A 20,285-nucleotide genomic window follows, 5' to 3' on the forward strand; every position below is an offset into this window, starting at 1 on the left:
GGAGTGCTCGGCACCATCGGCCTGGTCATGACGGCGGTCTCACTGGTCTGCCATGTACTGCTCGCCATCAACGGCGACGGCTCCTGGGGCGACGTGGCGATCGATGCGCCGGGCCTCGCCACGTTCGGTATCGGACGCGTCTCGGCCCTGCCCGACGTGGGCCTGCGGGCGGCCTTCCGCGGACTGCCGAGCTCCTTCGCCGGAGGACCCCGATGCCTGGGCGCGCACCCTCGTCGGACAGCACCTCGGCGGTGACGTCCCCGAGCCGTGGCGTGAGGCCTTCGGGGCGGACCTGCTCTGGCACTGGGGCGCGGCGGTGCGGCAGGGCCTCCTGTGCGCGGCGGTCCTGGCACTCCAGGACGAGCCCGTCGTCGGCAGGTGCACGGTGCGGGAGCTGACCGTCCCGGCGGAATCCCGGACCCTGGCCGCCTTCCGGGCCGAGGCGGAGCGCGCGGAAGGCCCGTACTTCGGTGGGGAGCAGGTCCTCAGGTCCGCCAGAGGACAACGGGACCCCGTTCCCCCGGGCTTTCCCGGTGTGGAAAACTGCCCGGGTTGCGCATGTGAACAACTGTGCCCAGTGGGCGGCCGGGGGAGCGGTGGAATGAGTAAGCGGCAGACACAGAAGATGCTGCGGCTGATGGCGAGCGGAGAACCGGTCGAGCTCACCAGCCCGATGGCATCCGTGAAGAAGCTCGCCCGGCTGGCCTTCGTCGCCCAGCAGTTCGGCTACGAGTACGCGGACGTCCGGCAGAGCAGCGGCCGCAACGGCGCGCTCACCATGCTGATCCTGCCCGACCCCAGCCCGCAGGCCCGGGCCCGGGCCGCACAGAACTGGGCGCAGTACCCCAACGCGTCCGACGGCGTCTCCCTCCCGCCGCTCGTGCCGGACGCCTTCGAGCTCCTCAAGGCCCGCATCAACTTCGACCTCACCGGCAAGAACGCCGAGAAGCGCATGGGCTACGGCGCCCTCGGCGTGACCACCGGCTGTCTGGTCCTCGCCTTCCGGTCCGGCGGTGAGTCCTTCGACTTCATCGCGGCGGGTGTGGTGTGGCTCGTGATCGTGGCGATCCTCGGCATCGGGCTGCTGGTCACGCGCAAGCGCAACACTAAGTTCGCCGCGCGCCTGCAGGCTGCCGGCTTCATGCCGGTGACCGAGGAGAACGGGCGGGTGCGGTACCTGCCGCCCGGGGCGCAGTTGCCGGGGCAGGGCAATCCGTTCGGGGCAGGGCCGTACGGCGGCGGGCAGGCGGCCGGGACGCCGGGGTACGCGGGTGCGCCGGGGCAGGTGCCCGGGGTGCCGGGCGGGCCCGGCGGGATGCCCGCTCCGGCCGCTGGCGCCCCCGCGGGTTACGGCCAGCAGGCGCCGGGGCCGTACGCCCAGCCGGCGCCGGGCCCGTACGGCGGCCAGCCGGCCGCCGGCCCGCACCCAGGGCAGCCGGCACCGGGCCGATACCCCGGTCAGCCGGCCTCTGGCCCGTACCCCGGCCAGTCGGCCTCTGGCCCGTACCCCGGCCAGTCGGCCTCTGGTCCGTACGGAGGCCAGCCGGTACCCGGCCCGTACCCCGGGCAGCAGGCTCCCGGGCCGTACGGAGGCCAGCCGGCCCCCGGCCCGTCCCCCGCCCAGCCCGCGCCGGGACCGTACGGGGCCCAGCCCGGCCCCGCGCCGTATCCCCCTCAGCAGCCCCCCGGCCCGTACGCCCAGCAGTACCCCCAGCAACAGCAGCCCCACGGGCAGCAGAATCCGCACGGACAGCCCCCGCAAAGCTGACCCGACGCCACGGAACCTCTCATCCCGCCCCAAGCCGGGGTGAGAGCAAAGTTCCCTTGCGGTCACCCGCTGGCACAGTCACGAAACGCGTCCTCCCTACCTTCGGAATCAGCACTCATGGAACGACCGAGTCCCGGAGCAAGTGGAGGCGTCATGACAGGCCCTGGCACGGCACCCGCACCCCCGAGCAGGGGCGGACGCTGGATCCAGCACTGGGATCCGGAAAACGAGACCTTCTGGAAGGAGACGGGCGAGAAGGTCGCCCGCCGGAACCTCTTCTTCTCCGTGCTCTCCGAGCACATCGGGTTCTCGATCTGGACCCTGTGGTCCGTTCTGGTCCTCTTCATGGGCCCGGAGTACGGGCTGACCCCGGCCGACAAGTTCATGCTGACCTCGATGGTCACGCTCGTCGGCGCCGTCGTCCGCGTCCCCTACACCTTCGCCGTCGCGATCTTCGGCGGCCGGAACTGGACGATCATCTCCGCCGGCCTCCTCCTCGTCCCGACCGTCGCCGCCTTCATGGTGATGGAGCCGGGCACCTCCTTCTCCACCTTCCTCCTCGTCGGCCTGCTCGCGGGCATCGGCGGCGGCAACTTCGCCTCCTCCATGACCAACATCAACGCCTTCTTCCCGCTGCGGAAGAAGGGCTGGGCCCTCGGCCTGAACGCGGGCGGCGGCAACATCGGCGTACCGGTCATCCAGCTGGCCGCCCTCGCGATCATCGGCGCCGGCGGCGGGCCGCGCGTGCTGCTCGGGATCTACATCCCGCTGATCCTCGTCGCCGCCGTCATGGCCGCGCTCTTCATGGACAACCTGGAGAACGTGAAGAACGACACCGGTGCCGCCAAGGACGCCGCGCGGGACGCCCACACGTGGATCATGTCCTTCCTCTACATCGGCACCTTCGGGTCGTTCATCGGCTACAGCTTCGCCTTCGGGCAGGTCCTGCAGAACCAGTTCGGACGCACCCCGCTGGAGGCGGCGTACGTCACCTTCATCGGTCCGCTCCTCGGCTCGCTGATCCGGCCCCTGGGCGGCTGGATGGCCGACAAGTACGGCGGCGCGAAGATCAGCCTGTGGAACTACGTCGCCATGGGGGTCGCGACGGCGATCCTGATCGGTGCCTCGATGGAGAAGTCGCTGGCGCTGTTCACCGCGGCGTTCGTGGTGCTGTTCGTGCTCAGCGGTCTCGGCAACGGCTCGACGTTCAAGATGATCCCGGGCATCTTCCAGAACAAGGCCCTCGCCAAGGGGCTGCAGGGCGAGGCGGCCGCGGCCTACGGGCGCCGGCTCTCCGGGGCCTCCATGGGACTCATCGGCGCGGTGGGCGCGCTCGGCGGCGTCGGTATCAACCTCGCCTTCCGCCAGTCCTTCCTCTCCTACGGCTCCGGCACCGGGGCGTTCGTCGCCTTCCTCGCCTTCTACGCGGTCTGCTTCGCGGTCACCTGGGCCGTATACCTTCGCCGTACGACTCCCCGGGTACCCGTCACGACGGCGACCTCGGAGGCGGAGCCGCAGCTCAGCTACGCCAGGGTGTGACGTAACACCGCCGACATCAAGCCGATCCGGGCCTGTCACGAGCCGTTGACAGGCTCGATCGGCATGTAGGTACGCCGTACCCACGAAGTACGACGACTCGAGTGCGGGACGAGAGCCATGTACGAGGAAGAACAGCGACCGGACCACGGACCCCTGGCGGGTTTCACCGTGGGCGTGACGGCCGCGCGCCGGGCCGACGAGCTGGGAACGCTGCTCCAGCGGCGCGGTGCCGCCGTCATGCACGCCCCTGCCCTGCGGATCGTGCAGCTCGCCGACGACAGCGAACTGCTGGGCGCGACGAAGGAACTCATCCGGCAGGTGCCGGACATCGTGGTCGCCACGACCGCGATCGGCTTCCGGGGCTGGGTCGAGGCCGCCGACGGCTGGGGACTCGGCGACGACCTGCTGTCACGGCTCGGCGACGCACGGATCCTGGCGCGCGGGCCCAAGGTGAAGGGCGCGGTCCGGGCCGCCGGGCTGACGGAGGAGTGGTCGCCGTCGTCGGAGTCCATGGCCGAGGTGCTCGACCGGCTGCTGGAGGAGGGCGTCGACGGACTGCGGATCGCGATCCAGCTGCACGGTGAGCCGCTGCCCGGGTTCGTGGAGGCGCTGCGCGAGGGCGGGGCCGAGGTCGTGGGCGTGCCCGTCTACCGGTGGATGCCGCCGGAGGACATCGCCCCGGTGGACCGCCTCCTCGACGCGACGGTCTCCCGGGGCGTGGACGCGCTGACCTTCACCAGTGCCCCGGCCGCGGCCTCCCTGCTCTCCCGGGCGGAGGAGCGCGGGATGCTCCCCGAGGTGCTGGAGGCCATGAGCCACGACGTGCTGCCGGCCTGCGTGGGCCCGGTCACCGCCCTGCCGCTGCAGTCCCGCGGCGTCGACACGATCCAGCCCGAGCGCTTCCGGCTCGGCCCCCTGGTCCAGCTCCTCTGCAAGGAACTGCCCGGCCGGGCACGCGCGCTGCCCATCGCCGGGCACCGGGTGGAGATCCGCGGCCACGCCGTCCTGGTCGACGACGACCTCAAGCCAGTGCCGCCCGCCGGCATGTCCCTGCTCCGCGCCCTCTCCCGCCGCCCCGGCTGGGTGGTCGCCCGCGCGGAACTCCTGCGCGCCCTGCCCGGCTCCGGCCGCGACGAACACGCGGTCGAGACGGCCATGGCCCGTCTCCGCACGGCCCTCGGCACGCCGAAACTGATCCAGACAGTGGTCAAACGGGGGTACCGCCTCGCCCTGGACCCGGCAGCGGACACGAAGTACGCGGACGCGTGAGCGCGTCCGCGGGTTGAGCGGGATACCGCCACGCCGAATCGCGACCGGCCCGCGCGAGGGGTTTCCGGCGCCGGAGTGGGCAGGCACTGTAAGAGGGAACGGTTTCCCAGCCCTCTCACTGGCACCTCACTGACCCTCTCGCGACCGGGGTGCACCCCTAGGCGGTGACAGGCACATGGCACTGGGTACGGCCACGGCCCCGTACGAGCTGCGATTCGATGCCGGGCGGATCTGCCTCGACCTGCTCTCCACCACGCATCCGGAGGAACGGCTCGGCTCCGTGGACGTGCTGCGCGCCTGGATCACCGGCTCCGGGCTGGTCCCGGCGGACACCGCCCTGGCACACGCCGACGCCGCCTGGCTGGCAGCCTTCCGCGAACTGCGCGGCCAGATCGACCGGTTGGTGCGCGGCTGGACGGGATCCGGAGCCCGGGCCTGCGACTTCGCGCTGGCGCGGGTCAACGACCTCGCCCGTACCGCGCCCCCCGCCCCGCGCGCCGTCCGCGGGGGAGACGGCGAGCTCGTACGGCAGTTGGACGGCCCGCCCGGCTGCGCCGCCCTGCTCGCGGTCATCGCCCGGGACGCCGTGGACCTGCTGACCGACCCCGTCGCCCGCGCGGCCCTGCGCCAGTGCGCGGGCGACAACTGCCCGATCGTGTACCTCGACACGTCCCGGGGGCGCAGGAGGCGCTGGTGCTCCAGCGAGGTCTGCGGGAACCGCGAACGGGTCGCCCGGCACCGCCGCCGCGCGGCACTCACCCGGGCTTAAGTCCCTTTTGCCCATCGGGCCAAGGGTGTTGAGTGGTCACTGCATTCAATTTCCCTGTCCTAAATGCGACTTCTGTGGACGCACTGTCGAAGTGATTTCGATTACATGCCGTTTACCTACGCACCCGTAGGGAAAGCCTGGCTTGATCTGGTCGATGTGGCGGAAATGTAAAGATCGCGGGGTGGGAATGTGCTCCCATGTCCCCCTCGTCACGTCACTTCGAAGAAATCTGTCACGCCACTTTGAACACCCAACGCCTCGTGTCCGTACGGCATGTGGAGCGACCGACTGGGGGAACCCCCGGACACCGGAGGTGGGCGTGCGCAAGGATTCCGTCGTGGCCAATGAACGTGCACCGAGGGCCCGACATCGCATGTCCCAGCCCTCGGAACCCGACGAGGAGCTGATGCGTGCGCTCTACCGCGAACACGCCGGACCCCTGCTTGCGTATGTCCTGCGCCTGGTCGCCGGAGACCGGCAGCGCGCCGAGGACGTCGTGCAGGAGACGCTCATCCGTGCCTGGAAGAACGCCGGTCAGCTCAATCGGGCGACCGGATCGGTACGCCCCTGGCTGGTGACGGTCGCCCGGCGCATCGTCATCGACGGCCACCGCAGCCGGCAGGCCCGGCCGCAGGAGGTCGACCCGTCGCCGCTGGAGGTCATCCCCGCGGAGGACGAGATCGACAAGGCGCTGTGGCTGATGACTCTCTCGGACGCACTCGACGACCTGACCCCCGCACACCGGGAGGTGCTCGTCGAGACGTATTTCAAGGGGCGTACGGTCAATGAGGCGGCCGAAACCCTGGGCATACCCAGCGGCACCGTCCGCTCCAGGGTGTTCTACGCCCTGCGTTCGATGAAGCTGGCACTGGAGGAGCGGGGGGTGACGGCGTGATGAGTGTTTACGGGGGTAACCAGGGGTTCGGTACGGGAGGCATGGGTATGTCTGGACCCATGCAGGAATCTCCGGTGCCGAACGAGCACGAGACCGTCGGCGCCTACGCTCTCGGCATCCTCGACGACGCCGAAGCAACCGCCTTCGAAGCCCACCTCGCGACCTGTGAATGGTGCGCCCAGCAGCTCGACGAGCTGGCCGGCATGGAGCCGATGCTCGCCGCCCTCGCCGACCTGCCCGGCTCCGGCACACCCGCGATCGGCGAGTCGCTGTCCGCGAAGCCCCGGCCGCGCCTGGTGGAGAAGCTGGTCGACGAGGTCGCCGACCGCCGCGCCCAGAAGCGCCGCCGCAGCTTCTACATGGTGGCCGCGGCCGGCGCGCTGATCATCGGCGGCCCCTTCGTCGCGGTCGCGACGAACAGCGGCGGTGACGGCGGCGGCGCGGAGAACCGTCCGCTCGCCTCCAGCCCCGCCAAGGAAGCCTTCGACGGCATCTCCGACAAGATCACCGCCACCGACCCGAACACCAAGGTCTCCGCGACCGTCGCAGTCCAGAAGAAGGACTGGGGCACCGGAATGGTCCTGGAGCTGAAGAACGTCAAGGGCCCGCTCAAGTGCGCCCTCGTCGCGGTCGGCAAGAACGGCGAGCGGGAGACCCTCTCCTCCTGGTCCGTCCCGGAATGGGGCTACGGCCTCCCGGACGCCAAGTCCGAGAAGGCCAAGGAGCCCCTGTACGTCCAGGGCGGCGCCGCCTTCGAGCCGAACGAGATCGACCACTTCGAGGTAGTGACCTTCGACGGCAAGCGGCTGGTCGAGGTCGACGCGTAGCCTTACCGGGTCCCCTTCGCGTACGGTGGACGGCTGCCCAGCACGTCAGAAGGGGGCCCGGTGGCCGCTCAGGCTCAGCAGGAAACCGCGCTCGACTCCCTGAGAGACAGAGAGATCAGCGTCGAACAGGAACACCTGGACCGGGTGTACCGGCGTCTCGAGGAGAAGATCCACGAGGCCGAGTTCCTCATGAACGACGCGGCCCAGCGCGGCCAGGTCGGCACGCCCGGCGCGCTCGCCGAGCGGGACGCCCAGGTCTTCCGGGCCGGCATACACCTCAGCCGGCTGAACAACGAGTTCGAGGACTTCCTCTTCGGCCGCATCGACCTGCTGCGCGGCAAGGACGGCAAGAAGGGCCCGGACGGCGCGTACACCGCCGTGGAGCCCGCCGAGGGTGCGGTCCGGCAGGACAACACCGCCGACATCGCCGAGACGCTGCACATCGGCCGCATCGGCGTCCTCGACCAGGACTACGCCCCGCTGGTCATCGACTGGCGGGCCCCGGCCGCCGCTCCCTTCTACCGGTCGACGCCCGTGGACCCCGGCCGGGTCGTCCGCCGCCGGGTCATCCGCTCCAAGGGCCGCAAGGTCCTCGGCGTCGAGGACGACCTGATGCGCCCCGAGCTGACGGCCTTCCTCGACGGCCACGAGCTGCCCGTCATCGGTGACGGCGCCCTGATGGCCGCGCTCGGCCAGGCCCGCAGCCACACCATGCGCGACATCGTCGCCTCCATCCAGGCCGAGCAGGACCTGGTCATCCGCGCCCCCGCCGCCTCCGTGACGTACGTCGAGGGCGGCCCCGGCACCGGCAAGACCGCCGTCGCCCTGCACCGCGCGGCCTACCTCCTCTACCAGGACCGGCGCCGGTACGCGGGCGGCATCCTGATCGTCTCGCCGACCCCGCTGCTCGTCGCCTACACCGAGGGCGTGCTGCCCTCCCTCGGCGAGGAGGGCCAGGTCGCCATCCGCGCCATCGGCTCACTCGTCGACGGCGCCGAGGCCACGCTCTACGACTCCCCGGCCGTGGCCCGCGCCAAGGGCTCGTTGCGCATGCTCAAGGTGCTGCGCAAGGCCGCGCGCGGAGCCCTGGAGCTGAACGATTCACCGGAGCGGCTGCGCGTCGTCGCCTTCGGCCGCCGCCTGGAGCTGGAGGCCGAGCAGCTGGCGGACATCCGCCGCGCCGCCCTCGGCGGCACCGCCCCCGTGAACCTGCTGCGTCCCCGCGCGCGCAAGCTGCTCCTGGACGCCCTGTGGGAGCAGTCCGGCGCGGCGGGCCGGCACACCGACCCGGAGCTCGCCGCCGAGCTGCGCTCCTCCTTCGACGAGGACATCACCTCCGAGGACGCCTTCATCGCGTTCCTCGACGCCTGGTGGCCCGAGCTGACCCCGGCGGCCGTCCTGGACGCCATGGCCGACGAGCGGCGCCTCGGCCGCTGGGCCCGGCGGATCCTCAACCCCGGCGAGATCCGCAAGGTCGCCCGCTCCCTCAAGCGCGAGGGCCGTTCCGTGCACGACATCGCGATGCTCGACGAGCTCCAGGCGATCCTCGGCGCCCCCGCCCGCCCCCGCAAGAGGCGCGAACTCGACCCGCTCGACCAGCTCACCGGCCTGGAGGAGCTGATGCCGGTGCGCGAGGAGTCGCAGCGCGAGCGCGCCGAGCGCCTCGCGCAGGAGCGCACCGAGTACGCGCACGTCATCGTCGACGAGGCCCAGGACCTCACCCCGATGCAGTGGCGCATGGTCGGCCGCCGCGGCCGGCACGCCACCTGGACGGTCGTCGGCGACCCGGCCCAGTCCTCCTGGTCCGACCCGGACGAGGCCGCCGAGGCCCGCGACGAGGCCCTCGGCACCCGCCCGCGCCGCCGCTTCGAGCTCACCGTGAACTACCGCAACCCGGCCGAGATCGCCGAGCTCGCCTCGAAGGTGCTGGCCCTCGCCATGCCCGGCTCCGCGTCCCCGAAGGCGGTCCGCTCCACCGGCGTCGAGCCGCGCTTCACGGTCGTGGACCACACATTGGCCGAAACCGTCCGCGCCGAGGCGGCCCGGCTGCTGGAGCGCGTCGACGGCACGGTCGGCGTGGTCGTCGCGATGCAGCGCCGCGAGGAGGCCCGGCGCTGGCTCGCCGGACTCGGCGACCGGGTGGTGGCACTCGGCAGCCTGGAGGCGAAGGGCCTGGAGTACGACGCGACGGTCGTGGTCTCCCCGGCGGAGATCGCCGACGAGTCCCCGGCCGGTCTGCGTGTGCTCTATGTCGCACTGACCCGGGCCACCCAGCAGCTCACGGTCGTCTCGGCGGACCGGGACGAGCCGGACGCGGCGGGAGTACCGGACCTGCTCAGGGACTGATTCCGTCCATCCGGCGGACCGCGCCCCGATACCCACTCGTCGGCGAAATGAACTCCCGGTACGGGAATGGCCTTACGGGATCTGTTTGTTAGCCTGGATGTGGCACCGGCCCGATCCAAGCCCCCGGGCCCAACCATCGTCGCTACGAGCGACCACTTGCCGCGAGGCGAGCATGGCGGGTCGGTGCCGCCTGACTTCCGAAGAGACCCGCGTCCATCGTGACGTGGGTCTCTTTTTGCGGGCCTGTTCCGCGAACAAAACGTTCGCAATTGAGGGTGGCTACCTGCTACTCAGCGGTAGGTGCGACGATCGGACGGCACAACTCAGCGTCAGGTGAAAGCAGAGGAAGTCGGCCATGGCAACGGCGCCCAGCGTCTCCTACTCGATGACGGTCCGGCTGGAGGTGCCCGCGAGCGGAACCGCCGTCTCGCAGCTCACCACGGCCGTGGAGTCCTCCGGAGGCTCGGTGACCGGCCTCGACGTCACCGCATCCGGTCACGAGAAGCTCCGTATCGACGTCACCATCGCGGCCTCGTCGACCGCGCACGCGGACGAGATCGTCGAGGAACTCCGCGGCATCGAGGGCGTCACGCTGGGCAAGGTCTCGGACCGGACCTTCCTCATGCACCTCGGCGGCAAGATCGAGATGGCGTCGAAGCACCCCATCCGCAACCGTGACGACCTGTCCATGGTCTACACGCCGGGCGTGGCCCGCGTCTGCATGGCGATCGCCGAGAACCCCGAGGACGCCCGCCGCCTCACCATCAAGCGCAACTCCGTTGCGGTCGTGACGGACGGCTCGGCCGTGCTGGGCCTGGGCAACATCGGCCCGAAGGCCGCGCTGCCCGTCATGGAGGGCAAGGCGGCCCTCTTCAAGCGGTTCGCCGGCATCGACGCCTGGCCGATCTGCCTCGACACCCAGGACACCGACGCGATCGTCGAGATCGTCAAGGCGATCGCCCCGGGCTTCGCCGGCATCAACCTGGAGGACATCTCCGCCCCCCGCTGCTTCGAGATCGAGGCCCGGCTGCGCGAGGCCCTCGACATCCCCGTCTTCCACGACGACCAGCACGGCACCGCGATCGTCGTCCTCGCCGCCCTCACGAACGCACTGCGTGTCACGGGCAAGGCGATCGAGAACATCCGGGTCGTCATGTCCGGCGCCGGCGCGGCCGGTACGGCCATCCTGAAGCTGCTGCTCGCCGCGGGCGTCAAGAACGCCGTCGTCGCCGACATCCACGGCATCGTGCACGCCGGCCGCGAGGACCTGGTGGACGCCGCCCCGGACTCGGCGCTGCGCTGGATCGCCGACAACACCAACCCCGAGGGCCTGACCGGCACCCTCAAGGAGGCCGTGCGCGGCGCCGACGTCTTCATCGGCGTCTCCGCCCCGAACGTCCTGGACGGCGACGACGTGGCCGCCATGGCCGACGGAGCCATCGTGTTCGCGCTCGCGAACCCGGATCCCGAGGTCGACCCGGCAATCGCCCGTCAGACCGCGGCCGTTGTGGCCACCGGCCGTTCCGACTTCCCGAACCAGATCAACAACGTGCTGGTCTTCCCGGGTGTCTTCCGCGGTCTGCTGGACGCCCAGTCCCGCACGGTCAACACCGAGATGATGCTGGCCGCCGCGACCGCCCTGGCGGACGTGGTGACCGAGGACGAGCTGAACCCGAACTACATCATCCCGAGCGTCTTCAACGACAAGGTCGCGGGCGCGGTCGCCGGAGCGGTCCGGGAGGCCGCGAAGGCGGTCGGCGCGACGGCGGCGACCTCGCAGCCGTAGGGCGACAGCCCTGCGGACGGCTGTGAGGATTGCCACGACTGGCCTGGCAACGGCGCGTCGGGGAACCCGACTCCTCGGGCCGCCCTCTATCGTGTCGGCCAGGCTCAGGCCCTCTTTTCGTGTGACTCCCAAGGGTGTTCTCACGACTCCTGCGGGTGCCGGATTGGCTTTCCCGCCGCAGGTAGAGGCAGGATGCGTCCCTGGGCGCGAGGGTCTGACGACGGACCCGGGTCCGGGGACTCACGGAGGACCCTGGCAGCATCGGCTTCGATCTGACGCCTCAACGGCAAGATGAACACGGGAGTAACAACATGAACCGCAGTGAGCTGGTGGCCGCGCTGGCCGACCGCGCCGAGGTGACCCGCAAGGACGCCGACGCCGTTCTGGCCGCGTTCGCCGACGTGGTCGGCGACATCGTCTCCAAGGGGGACGAGAAGGTCACCATCCCCGGCTTCCTGACCTTCGAGCGCACCCACCGTGCCGCTCGCACCGCCCGCAACCCGCAGACCGGCGAGCCCATCCAGATCCCGGCCGGCTACAGCGTGAAGGTCTCCGCGGGCTCCAAGCTCAAGGAAGCCGCCAAGGGCAAGTAACCCTGCCGTTCGTACGCCCATGGTGTACGAACCACAGTGAGTGACATCAAAGGGGCGGCCACCCGAAACCGGGTGGCCGCCCCTTTGGGCATCACTGCACGTGCTATCCGAGAGCCTTGCCCGGCAGCTCGACCTTCGCGCCGAGCTCCACCAGCTTCTCCATGAAGTTCTCGTAGCCCCGGTTGATCAGGCCGATGCCGTGGACGCGGGACGTGCCCTGGGCCGCCAGCGCCGCGATGAGGTACGAGAAGCCGCCGCGGAGGTCGGGGATGACCAGATCGGCGCCCTGGAGCTTGGTGGGGCCGGAGACGACGGCCGAGTGCAGGAAGTTGCGCTGGCCGAAGCGGCAGTCGGAGCCGCCCAGGCACTCGCGGTAGAGCTGGATGTGCGCGCCCATCTGGTTCAGGGCGGAGGTGAAGCCGAGGCGGGACTCGTAGACCGTCTCGTGGATGATGGACAGGCCCGTGGCCTGGGTCAGGGCCACCACCAGCGGCTGCTGCCAGTCGGTCTGGAAGCCGGGGTGGACGTCCGTCTCCAGCGCGATGGACTTCAGCTGGCCGCCGGGGTGCCAGAAGCGGATGCCCTCGTCGTCGATCTCGAAGGCCCCGCCCACCTTCCGGTAGGTGTTCAGGAACGTCATCATCGAGCGCTGCTGGGCGCCGCGGACGTAGATGTTGCCCTCGGTCGCCAGCGCGGCCGACGCCCAGGAGGCGGCCTCCAGGCGGTCGGACAGGGCGCGGTGGTTGTAGCCGCCGAGCTGGTCCACACCGGTGATGCGGATCGTCCGGTCGGTGTCCATCGCGATGATGGCGCCCATCTTCTGCAGGACGCAGATCAGGTCCTCGATCTCCGGCTCGACAGCCGCGTTCGAGAGCTCGGTCACGCCCTCGGCGAGCACCGCCGTCAGCAGCACCTGCTCGGTCGCGCCCACGGACGGGTACGGCAGCCGGATCTTCGTGCCCCGCAGCCGCTGCGGGGCCTCCAGGTACTGCCCGTCCGCCCGCTTCTCGATCCGCGCGCCGAACTGCCGCAGCACGTCGAAGTGGAAGTCGATGGGCCGGCCGCCGATGTCGCAGCCGCCGAGGCCCGGGATGAACGCGTGGCCGAGGCGGTGCAGCAGAGGGCCGCAGAAGAGGATCGGAATACGGCTCGAACCCGCATGGGCATCGATGTCAGCGACGTTCGCGCTCTCCACGCGCGTCGGATCCATCACCAGTTCGCCGGGTTCGTCCCCCGGACGGACCGTCACACCGTGCAGCTGCAACAGACCCCGTACCACCCGTACGTCACGGATGTCCGGAACATTGCGGAGTCGGCTCGGCGCGCTGCCCAGCAGCGCTGCCACCATGGCCTTCGGTACGAGGTTCTTCGCACCGCGGACACGGATCTCGCCCTCCAGCGGGGTTCCGCCGTGGACAAGCAGGACATCGTCGTTGACGGTCATGAATCTCGCGTTCCGTGGAGTCGGGCAGGGGCCAGGAGGGAAAGGGTAATCGCCCCCCACCCCCCTTCCGTAAGCCTGAGTCAGACCCAGCCACGTCATAGATCTGTCACAACACGAACCGTTCCGTGCCGGGCACGTGGGGTCACGGTCACGCCCGTGCGCGTGGGACGCATCAGTGCGCCCGCCCGTCTCCCGCCGCCACCCTCAATCGAGGCCTTACCAGGCCGCATCCCTGATTCATGGCTGCGTTCACTCCCGTCCCCGCATTGCCTCCCCATGCGGAGGGAAGATGCGGGATCATGTCTGGCATGACCGAGGTGTCCTCGCTCACAGGGCGGCTGCTCGTGGCCACGCCCGCCCTGGCGGACCCGAACTTCGACCGAGCGGTGGTGCTGCTCCTCGACCACGACGAGGAGGGCTCTCTCGGTGTCGTCCTCAACCGCCCCACCCCGGTGGACGTGAACGACATCCTGGAGGGCTGGGGAGATCTCACCGGCGAACCCGGCGTCGTGTTCCAGGGCGGCCCGGTGTCGCTGGACTCGGCCCTCGGGGTCGCCGTCGTCCCCGGCGGCGCGTCCGGGGAGGCCGCACCGCTGGGCTGGCGCCGGGTGCACGGCGCGATCGGTCTGGTCGATCTGGAGGCCCCGCCGGAGCTGCTGGCCTCCGCCCTCGGCTCCCTGCGGATCTTCGCCGGATACGCCGGCTGGGGCCCCGGCCAGCTGGAGGACGAGCTGGTGGACGGCGCGTGGTACGTCGTGGAGTCGGAGCCCGGCGACGTCTCCTCGCCCTCCCCGGAGAGACTCTGGCGCGAGGTGCTGCGCCGCCAGCGCAACGAGCTGGCGATGGTGGCGACGTACCCGGACGACCCTTCGCTCAACTGATGTCTGTGACCTTCAGTACCCTTGGGCCTATGAGCACTCTCGAGCCCGAGCGCGGGACTGGTACGGGGACCCTCGTAGAGCCGACGCCGCAGACCTCCCACGGTGACGGTGACCACGAGCGCTTCGCCCACTACGTCCAGAAGGACAAGATCATGGCGAGCGCCCTCGACGGCACCCCCGTCGTGGCGCTGTGCGGCAAGGTCTGGGTGCCGGGCCGCGACCCGAAGAAGTACCCGGTGTGTCCCATGTGCAAGGAGATCTACGAGTCCATGGGCTCCGGCGACGACGACAAGGGCAAGGGCGACAAGTAGGCCCGACCCGCGTGGCGTAAAGCCTCCAGGGTGCGTTTTGCGCGCTCTGGAGGCTTTTGTGCTGTCCGGGCGTTGCACGGGATGCGTCTGCCGGTCACAGAGTGGTTGAGACCTCTTGTGGGCGTGTTCATGCAGTCCCTAGCCTCCGAGGTGTTGTGCACAGCGAAACCTTCATTGCGCATGTTGCAACACTCCTTCGGAGGAGCACTCCATGAAGCTGTCCGTCCGATGCACCGGGCTCACCGCGCTCACCGCGCTCGCCGCCCTCCTGGCCACCGCCTGCGCGCCCCAGACCGCCACGAACTCCTCCTCCGACAAGGACGAGAAGACCGGCACGCTGCGCGTGTGGCTCTTCCAGGAGGTCGGCAACACCCCCAAGGAGAAGGCCGTCGACTCCGTCGTCGCCGCCTTCGAGAAGGCCCACAAGGGCACCGAGGTCGACGTCGAGTACATCCCGATCGACACCCGCGCCCAGCGCGTCAAGGCCGCCTTCAACGACCCCGCCTCCGCCCCCGACGTGATGGAGTACGGCAACACCGACACGGCCGGGTATGTGAAGGACGGCGGACTCCTCGACGTCACGAAGGAGTTCGGTGACTGGAGCGAGGCGAAGGACACCGACCCGACGGCCAAGCAGTCGGTGACGGTCGACGGCAAGGTCTACGGCGCTCCCTTCTACGTCGGCGTCCGCGCCCTGTACTACCGCACGGACGTCTTCAAGGAGCTCGGCCTGTCCGTCCCGAAGACGATGGACGAACTGGCCTCCACCGCCCGCAAGATCCGCGCCGCGAAGCCCGAGCTGTACGGGCTGGTGGTCGGCGGTGCCTACACCTACGGCGCGATGCCCTTCGTCTGGGCCAACGGCGGTGAACTCGCGAGCGGCAAGGGCGGTTCGTACGCCTCCGGCATCGACAGCCCGCAGGCGCAGAAGGGCATCAAGGCGTACACGTCCCTGTTCGGCTCCGACAACTGTCCGGCCGCCAAGTGCGCGGGCATGGGCGGCAACGACACGATCTCGGCCTTCGCCGCGGGCAAGGCGGGCATGGCGATCGGCGGCGACTTCAGCCACACCGCCGTCGAGGCCGGGAAGGTCAAGGGCAAGTACGCCGTCGTCCCGCTGCCGGGCGTGAAGCCCGGCTCGATCGCACCGGCCTTCGCGGGCGGCAACAACATCGGCGTCCTGAAGAGCACGTCCCACCGCACGCTCGCGGTCCAGCTGATGGAGCAGCTCGCCTCCAAGAAGACCCAGACGGAACTCTTCGACGCGATGGGCTTCCTGCCGACCTTCACGGACGTCCGCCAACAGGTCGCGGCGGAGGAACCGTTCGTGAAGCCCTTCGTGCAGACCCTCTCGGCCGGCACGAAGTTCGTCCCCGCCTCACCCGCCTGGGCCCAGATCGACTCCTCGCTCGTCCTGCCCACGATGTTCCAGGAGATCATCACCGGCAAGAAGGACGTGGCCGCCGCGTCCGAGGACGCCGCACAGAAGATGAACACCGCGTTCGGCTCCGCCGGGTGAGCCGGGTGAACGACAGCAGGGAATCGCCTGGGGGCGAGACGGCTGGAGCTGGCTCGGGTGGGGGTGGTGCGGCTGGGGTCGGTGCGGCTGGAGCGGGTTCGGGCGGAGGCGACTCGGCCGGGGGTGGTTCGACCGGGGGCGACTCGGCCAGGGCTGGTTCGGGCGGGGCCGACTCGGTCGGGGCCGGTTCGGGTAAGGGCGTCTCGGACGGGGCCGATTCGGCTGGGGCCGTCTCGGCTGGGGCTGTTTCGGGCAGGGCCGTCTCCGCCGGGGTCGGTTCGGTCGGGGCCGATTCGGCCGGCGCTGGTTCGGCTGGGGGAGTCTCGGTTGGCACGGGTTCGGCTGGAGTCGTCTCAGCCGGGGGCGTTGCGGGCGGGGCCGTCTCCGCTGGGGCTGGTTCGGCCGGCGCCGGTTCGGCTGGGGCCATCCCCGCTGGGACTGGTTCGGGTGGAGGCGTCTCGGCTGGGACCGGTTCGGCTGGGGCCATCTCGGGCGCGGCCGACTCGGCCGGGGCCGGTGCGGCTGGGGTCGACTCGGGCTGGACCGGTGCGGGTGGGGGTGGCCCCGCTGGGGTCGGCCCAGCCGCGCGTGGCCCGCTCGGGGGGCTTTCCAGGGCCGCTCCCGTGAGCGTCACCGCACCGCGGGCGGCCACGGCGGGGCCGGCCGCGGGTCGCTCTCCGTCGGCGGACGGTTCAGGTGAGGCCCGCGCCGCGCGTCGTGGCGGGGCGCCGGGACGGTCTGCGGGCGGGGGCCCGCGCGGGGCGCGCCGGGGCGGGGCCGGCAAGTCCCCGCTCGTGTCCGGCGGCTGGACACCCTGGCTGTATCTCGCGCCCGCGCTCGTCGTGCTCGGTGGGCTGCTCGTCTACCCCATCTATCAGCTCGGGCTGATCTCGTTCTTCGAGTACACGCAGGCGCAGGTCAGTGGTGGGGAACCGACCGTGTTCCGGGGGGTCGCGAACTACGCCGAGTTGTTCGGGGATCCGCAGTTCTGGCAGGTGCTGCTCGCCACCGTGCTGTTCGCGGCTGCCTGTGTGGTCTCCACCCTCGCGGTCGGCTGTGCTCTCGCCGTGCTGCTCACCCGCGTCCGGGCCGTACCGCGGCTCGCGCTGATGCTGGCCGCACTCGGCGCCTGGGCCACCCCGGCCGTGACCGGCTCCACGGTCTGGCTGTTCCTCTTCGACCCGGACTTCGGCCCGGTCAACCGGATGCTGGGACTCGGCGACCACTCGTGGACGTACGGGCGTCTCAGCGCCTTCTTCCTCGTCCTGCTCGAAGTGGTGTGGTGTTCCTTCCCGTTCGTGATGGTGACCGTCTACGCGGGGATTCGCGCCGTACCGGTCGAAGTGCTGGAGGCCGCCGCCCTGGACGGTGCCTCGCAGTGGCGCATCTGGCGTTCCGTGCTCGCCCCGATGCTCCGGCCCATCCTGGTCGTCGTCACCATCCAGTCCGTCATCTGGGACTTCAAGGTCTTCACCCAGATCTACGTCATGACGGGCGGCGGCGGCATCGCGGGCCAGAACCTGGTCCTGAACGTCTACGCCTACCAACAGGCATTCGCGTCCTCGCAGTACAGCCTCGGCTCGGCGATCGGCGTGGTGATGCTGCTGATCCTGCTCGCCGTCACGCTCGTGTATCTGCGGCTGCTGCGCCGGCAGGGGGAGGAACTGTGAACCCGCTTCGCGTTCGTGTGCGCCGCCCGGGGCGGCTGGCCGCCGAGGCCTCGGCTCTGCTGGTCGCGGTCGTCGTCGCCTTCCCCCTCTACTGGATGGTGCTCAGCGCCTTCAAACCGGCAGGGGAGATCGAGTCGAGCGAGCCCAGGCCATGGACCCTCGCGCCTTCTCTGGACTCCTTCCGGCGGGTCTTCGGGCAGCAGGAATTCGGCCGTTACTTCCTCAACAGCCTCGTCGTCGCGGGCTGTGTCGTGATCGCGTCCGCGCTGATCGCGTTTCTCGCCGCGACCGCCGTGACGCGATTCCGGTTCCGCCTCCGGACCACCTTGTTGATCATGTTTCTGGTGGCCCAGATGGTGCCCGTGGAGGCACTGACGATCCCCCTCTTCTTCCTCATGCGGGACTTCGGTCAGCTGAACACGCTGGGCTCGCTGATCCTGCCCCACATCGCCTTCTCACTGCCCTTCGCGATCTGGATGCTGCGGGGGTTCGTGAAAGCCGTTCCGGAGGCCCTGGAGGAGGCCGCCTACATCGACGGGGCGAGCCGGGCGCGATTCCTGTGGCAGATCCTTTTCCCGCTCGTCCTGCCGGGGCTCGTGGCCACCAGCGTGTTTTCCTTCATCTCCGCCTGGAACGACTTCCTCTTCGCCAAGTCGTTCATCATCAGTGACACGTCCCAGTCGACGCTGCCCATGGCGCTGCTGGTCTTCTACAAGCCCGACGACCCGGACTGGGGCGGTGTGATGGCGGCATCGACGGTGATGACGATTCCGGTGCTGATCTTCTTCGTGCTCGTGCAGCGACGGCTGGTGTCGGGGCTGGGCGGGGCGGTAAAGGACTGACGTGACTGAACTGATCCCGGCTCCCCGCAGCATCGTCTCCGGTTCCGGCGAGGTGCGTCTGACGGCGCACTCACAGCTCTACGCCGACACCGGCACACAGGGCGTCGGCCACTGGCTGCGCACCGCCCTCCGGCAGGCCACCGGCCTGCCGTTGCGCGAGGGGCGGGAACCCGGCGACGCCGGCGGCGACGGCATCGGACTCCAACTCGACCCGGGGCTCGGCCCCGAGGAGTACCGCCTCGTCAGCGACGGGAACGGCGTCCTCATCGAGGGCGGCAGTCCGGCCGGTGTCTTCTGGGGTGCCCAGACCCTGCGGCAGCTTCTCGGCCCCGACGCGTACCGCAGGGCTCCGCTCGGCCGCGACCGCGCCTGGGCCGTGCCGTACCTGACGATCCGGGACGCCCCCCGATTCCGCTGGCGCGGCCTGATGCTCGACGTCGCCCGGCACTTCATGCGCAAGGACGACGTCCTGCGCTGTCTCGATCTGATGGCGGCGCACAAACTCAACGTCTTCCACTTCCATCTGACGGACGACCAGGGCTGGCGCATCCAGATCGAGCGGCATCCACGGCTGACGGAGATCGGCTCCTGGCGGGCGCGGACGAAAACCGGCCACCGGGCCTCACCCCTGTGGGAGGAGAAGCCGCACGGCGGCTACTACACCCAGGACGACATCCGGGAGATCGTCGCCTACGCCGCCGAGCGGCATATCACCGTCGTCCCCGAAATCGACGTCCCCGGCCACTCGCAGGCCGCCATCGCCGCGTACCCGGAACTCGGCAACACCGACGTCATCGACACCACCGCCCTCTCCGTCTGGGACACCTGGGGAATCAACCCGAACGTACTCGCCCCCACTGACAACACCCTGCGCTTCTACGAGGGCGTCTTCGAGGAAGTGCTGGAGCTGTTCCCGTCGGAGTTCGTCCACGTCGGCGGCGACGAATGCCCCAAGGACCAGTGGCGGCGGTCCGAGACCGCCCAGGCGCGCATCAGGGAACTCGGCCTCGCGGACGAGGACGAGCTCCAGTCCTGGTTCATCGGGCACTTCGACGCGTGGCTTACCGCGCGCGGGCGCCGGCTGATCGGCTGGGACGAGATCCTTCAGGGCGGGCTCGCGAAGGGCGCGGCCGTGTCCTCCTGGCGCGGCTACGCCGGGGGCATCGCCGCCGCCCGGGCCGGCCACGACGTCGTCATGTGCCCCGAGCAGCAGGTGTATCTGGACCACCGTCAGGACCCGGGCCCCGACGAGCCGGTACCGATCGGGTGGGTGCGCACCCTGGAGGACGTCTACCGGTTCGAGCCCGTGCCGCCGGAGCTGACGCCCGAAGAGGCCCGGCACGTGCTCGGCACCCAGGCCAACGTGTGGACCGAGGTGATGGAGGACCCCGCACGCGTGGACTACCAGACGTTCCCCCGGCTCGCGGCCTTCGCCGAGGTCGCCTGGAGCGTCCTGCCCGCCCCGGCGGAACGGGACTTCGCCGGCTTCGAGCGCCGTATGACCGCCCACTACCGGCGCCTCGACGCCCTCGGCGTCGCCTACCGGCCACCCGCCGGACCGTTGCCCTGGCAGCGGCGCCCCGGGGTGCTGGGCCGCCCGATCGACGGCCCGCCGCCCCACCGGTAGCGCCCGGCCCCCGTCACCGAACAGCTCGAACAGGCCACGGAAAATGCGCACAAGGGTCACCGAAAGTGCCAATCGACACGCACCGGCGAACCAGTGCGAAAACGGACCATCTCTCCGGTGAGGTGGGCGAATGCCTCCTAGCGGACCCGTGTCTTCGGCTCTCGCCAAGATGTGCCAGAGTTGCCACGTCCGCCCTGTC

17 protein-coding genes are annotated in these 20,285 nt (G+C 70.3%); 16 read left to right on the forward strand and 1 reads right to left on the reverse strand.

Annotated features, from left to right (window positions below):
- Positions 1-3 precede the first annotated feature (3 nt).
- The 10 genes from MQE23_RS27265 to MQE23_RS27310 all read left to right on the forward strand — a co-directional run bounded on the left by MQE23_RS27265 (position 4) and on the right by MQE23_RS27310 (position 11,792).
- Positions 4-255, forward strand: coding sequence for a hypothetical protein (locus MQE23_RS27265; protein WP_020276434.1), 252 nt, complete (start codon positions 4-6; stop codon positions 253-255).
- A gap of 346 nt (positions 256-601) precedes the next feature.
- The gene (locus tag MQE23_RS27270) at positions 602-1,768 is read left to right on the forward strand and encodes a hypothetical protein (RefSeq protein ID WP_243380533.1); all 1,167 of its coding nucleotides are present in this window, start codon (positions 602-604) and stop codon (positions 1,766-1,768) included.
- A 153-nt stretch (positions 1,769-1,921) separates the two neighbouring features.
- A complete protein-coding gene (locus MQE23_RS27275) occupies positions 1,922-3,307 on the forward strand; it encodes a nitrate/nitrite transporter (RefSeq protein WP_243380534.1) in 1,386 nt (461 codons plus the stop codon).
- Between the two features lie 117 nt (positions 3,308-3,424).
- Entirely contained in the window at positions 3,425-4,576 is a 1,152-nt protein-coding gene (locus tag MQE23_RS27280; protein ID WP_243380535.1) for a uroporphyrinogen-III synthase, read from the forward strand.
- Between the two features lie 175 nt (positions 4,577-4,751).
- The gene (locus MQE23_RS27285) at positions 4,752-5,345 is read left to right on the forward strand and encodes an ABATE domain-containing protein (protein WP_020274550.1); all 594 of its coding nucleotides are present in this window, start codon (positions 4,752-4,754) and stop codon (positions 5,343-5,345) included.
- Positions 5,346-5,718: 373 nt separating this feature from the next.
- A complete protein-coding gene (locus MQE23_RS27290) occupies positions 5,719-6,240 on the forward strand; it encodes a sigma-70 family RNA polymerase sigma factor (RefSeq protein ID WP_010039908.1) in 522 nt (173 codons plus the stop codon).
- Positions 6,240-7,067 (forward strand): zf-HC2 domain-containing protein, encoded by an 828-nt coding sequence (locus MQE23_RS27295; protein WP_279345160.1) that lies wholly within the window; start codon positions 6,240-6,242, stop codon positions 7,065-7,067. Before MQE23_RS27290 ends, MQE23_RS27295 begins: the two co-directional genes overlap by 1 nt.
- A gap of 60 nt (positions 7,068-7,127) precedes the next feature.
- The gene (locus tag MQE23_RS27300) at positions 7,128-9,413 is read left to right on the forward strand and encodes a UvrD-helicase domain-containing protein (RefSeq protein ID WP_020274548.1); all 2,286 of its coding nucleotides are present in this window, start codon (positions 7,128-7,130) and stop codon (positions 9,411-9,413) included.
- Positions 9,414-9,768: 355 nt separating this feature from the next.
- Complete coding sequence (locus MQE23_RS27305) at positions 9,769-11,199, forward strand: NAD-dependent malic enzyme (RefSeq protein WP_020274547.1); 1,431 nt, start codon at positions 9,769-9,771, stop codon at positions 11,197-11,199.
- Positions 11,200-11,510: 311 nt separating this feature from the next.
- Entirely contained in the window at positions 11,511-11,792 is a 282-nt protein-coding gene (locus MQE23_RS27310) for an HU family DNA-binding protein (protein WP_003990598.1), read from the forward strand.
- Between the two features lie 103 nt (positions 11,793-11,895).
- Here the strand turns inward: MQE23_RS27310 and murA are convergent, their stop codons facing one another.
- The gene (gene murA, locus MQE23_RS27315; protein ID WP_020274546.1) at positions 11,896-13,236 is read right to left on the reverse strand and encodes a UDP-N-acetylglucosamine 1-carboxyvinyltransferase; all 1,341 of its coding nucleotides are present in this window, start codon (positions 13,234-13,236) and stop codon (positions 11,896-11,898) included.
- Between the two features lie 308 nt (positions 13,237-13,544).
- Between murA and MQE23_RS27320 the strand changes: the two genes are divergently transcribed.
- From MQE23_RS27320 to MQE23_RS27345, 6 genes are all read left to right on the forward strand, one after another.
- A complete protein-coding gene (locus tag MQE23_RS27320) occupies positions 13,545-14,117 on the forward strand; it encodes a YqgE/AlgH family protein (RefSeq protein WP_020274545.1) in 573 nt (190 codons plus the stop codon).
- A 29-nt stretch (positions 14,118-14,146) separates the two neighbouring features.
- Complete coding sequence (locus MQE23_RS27325; RefSeq protein ID WP_010039914.1) at positions 14,147-14,428, forward strand: DUF3039 domain-containing protein; 282 nt, start codon at positions 14,147-14,149, stop codon at positions 14,426-14,428.
- A gap of 211 nt (positions 14,429-14,639) precedes the next feature.
- Entirely contained in the window at positions 14,640-15,947 is a 1,308-nt protein-coding gene (locus tag MQE23_RS27330) for an extracellular solute-binding protein (RefSeq protein WP_020274544.1), read from the forward strand.
- Positions 15,948-16,741: 794 nt separating this feature from the next.
- Positions 16,742-17,617, forward strand: coding sequence for a sugar ABC transporter permease (locus tag MQE23_RS27335; protein ID WP_020274543.1), 876 nt, complete (start codon positions 16,742-16,744; stop codon positions 17,615-17,617).
- The gene (locus tag MQE23_RS27340; RefSeq protein ID WP_010039918.1) at positions 17,614-18,459 is read left to right on the forward strand and encodes a carbohydrate ABC transporter permease; all 846 of its coding nucleotides are present in this window, start codon (positions 17,614-17,616) and stop codon (positions 18,457-18,459) included. The genes MQE23_RS27335 and MQE23_RS27340 overlap by 4 nt, the downstream gene beginning before the upstream one ends.
- 1 nt (position 18,460) lies before the next feature.
- On the forward strand, positions 18,461-20,086 hold the full coding sequence (locus MQE23_RS27345; RefSeq protein ID WP_020274541.1) for a beta-N-acetylhexosaminidase: 1,626 nt from the start codon (positions 18,461-18,463) through the stop codon (positions 20,084-20,086).
- The last annotated feature ends 199 nt before the right edge of the window (positions 20,087-20,285 follow it).

This window comes from Streptomyces sp. HP-A2021, from assembly GCF_022807935.1.
In the GTDB taxonomy this organism is placed as follows: domain Bacteria; phylum Actinomycetota; class Actinomycetes; order Streptomycetales; family Streptomycetaceae; genus Streptomyces; species Streptomyces afghaniensis.

Coding starts and splice junctions, on each gene's coding strand:
- MQE23_RS27310 (WP_003990598.1), top strand. CDS start 11,511: ATGAACCGCAGTGAGCTGGTGGCCGCGCTGGCCGACCGCGCCGAGGTG.
- MQE23_RS27320 (WP_020274545.1), top strand. CDS start 13,545: ATGACCGAGGTGTCCTCGCTCACAGGGCGGCTGCTCGTGGCCACGCCC.
- MQE23_RS27280 (WP_243380535.1), top strand. CDS start 3,425: ATGTACGAGGAAGAACAGCGACCGGACCACGGACCCCTGGCGGGTTTC.
- MQE23_RS27295 (WP_279345160.1), top strand. CDS start 6,240: ATGAGTGTTTACGGGGGTAACCAGGGGTTCGGTACGGGAGGCATGGGT.
- MQE23_RS27275 (WP_243380534.1), top strand. CDS start 1,922: ATGACAGGCCCTGGCACGGCACCCGCACCCCCGAGCAGGGGCGGACGC.
- MQE23_RS27290 (WP_010039908.1), top strand. CDS start 5,719: ATGTCCCAGCCCTCGGAACCCGACGAGGAGCTGATGCGTGCGCTCTAC.
- MQE23_RS27330 (WP_020274544.1), top strand. CDS start 14,640: ATGAAGCTGTCCGTCCGATGCACCGGGCTCACCGCGCTCACCGCGCTC.
- MQE23_RS27325 (WP_010039914.1), top strand. CDS start 14,147: ATGAGCACTCTCGAGCCCGAGCGCGGGACTGGTACGGGGACCCTCGTA.
- MQE23_RS27285 (WP_020274550.1), top strand. CDS start 4,752: ATGGCACTGGGTACGGCCACGGCCCCGTACGAGCTGCGATTCGATGCC.
- murA (WP_020274546.1), bottom strand. CDS start 13,236: ATGACCGTCAACGACGATGTCCTGCTTGTCCACGGCGGAACCCCGCTG.
- MQE23_RS27305 (WP_020274547.1), top strand. CDS start 9,769: ATGGCAACGGCGCCCAGCGTCTCCTACTCGATGACGGTCCGGCTGGAG.
- MQE23_RS27270 (WP_243380533.1), top strand. CDS start 602: ATGAGTAAGCGGCAGACACAGAAGATGCTGCGGCTGATGGCGAGCGGA.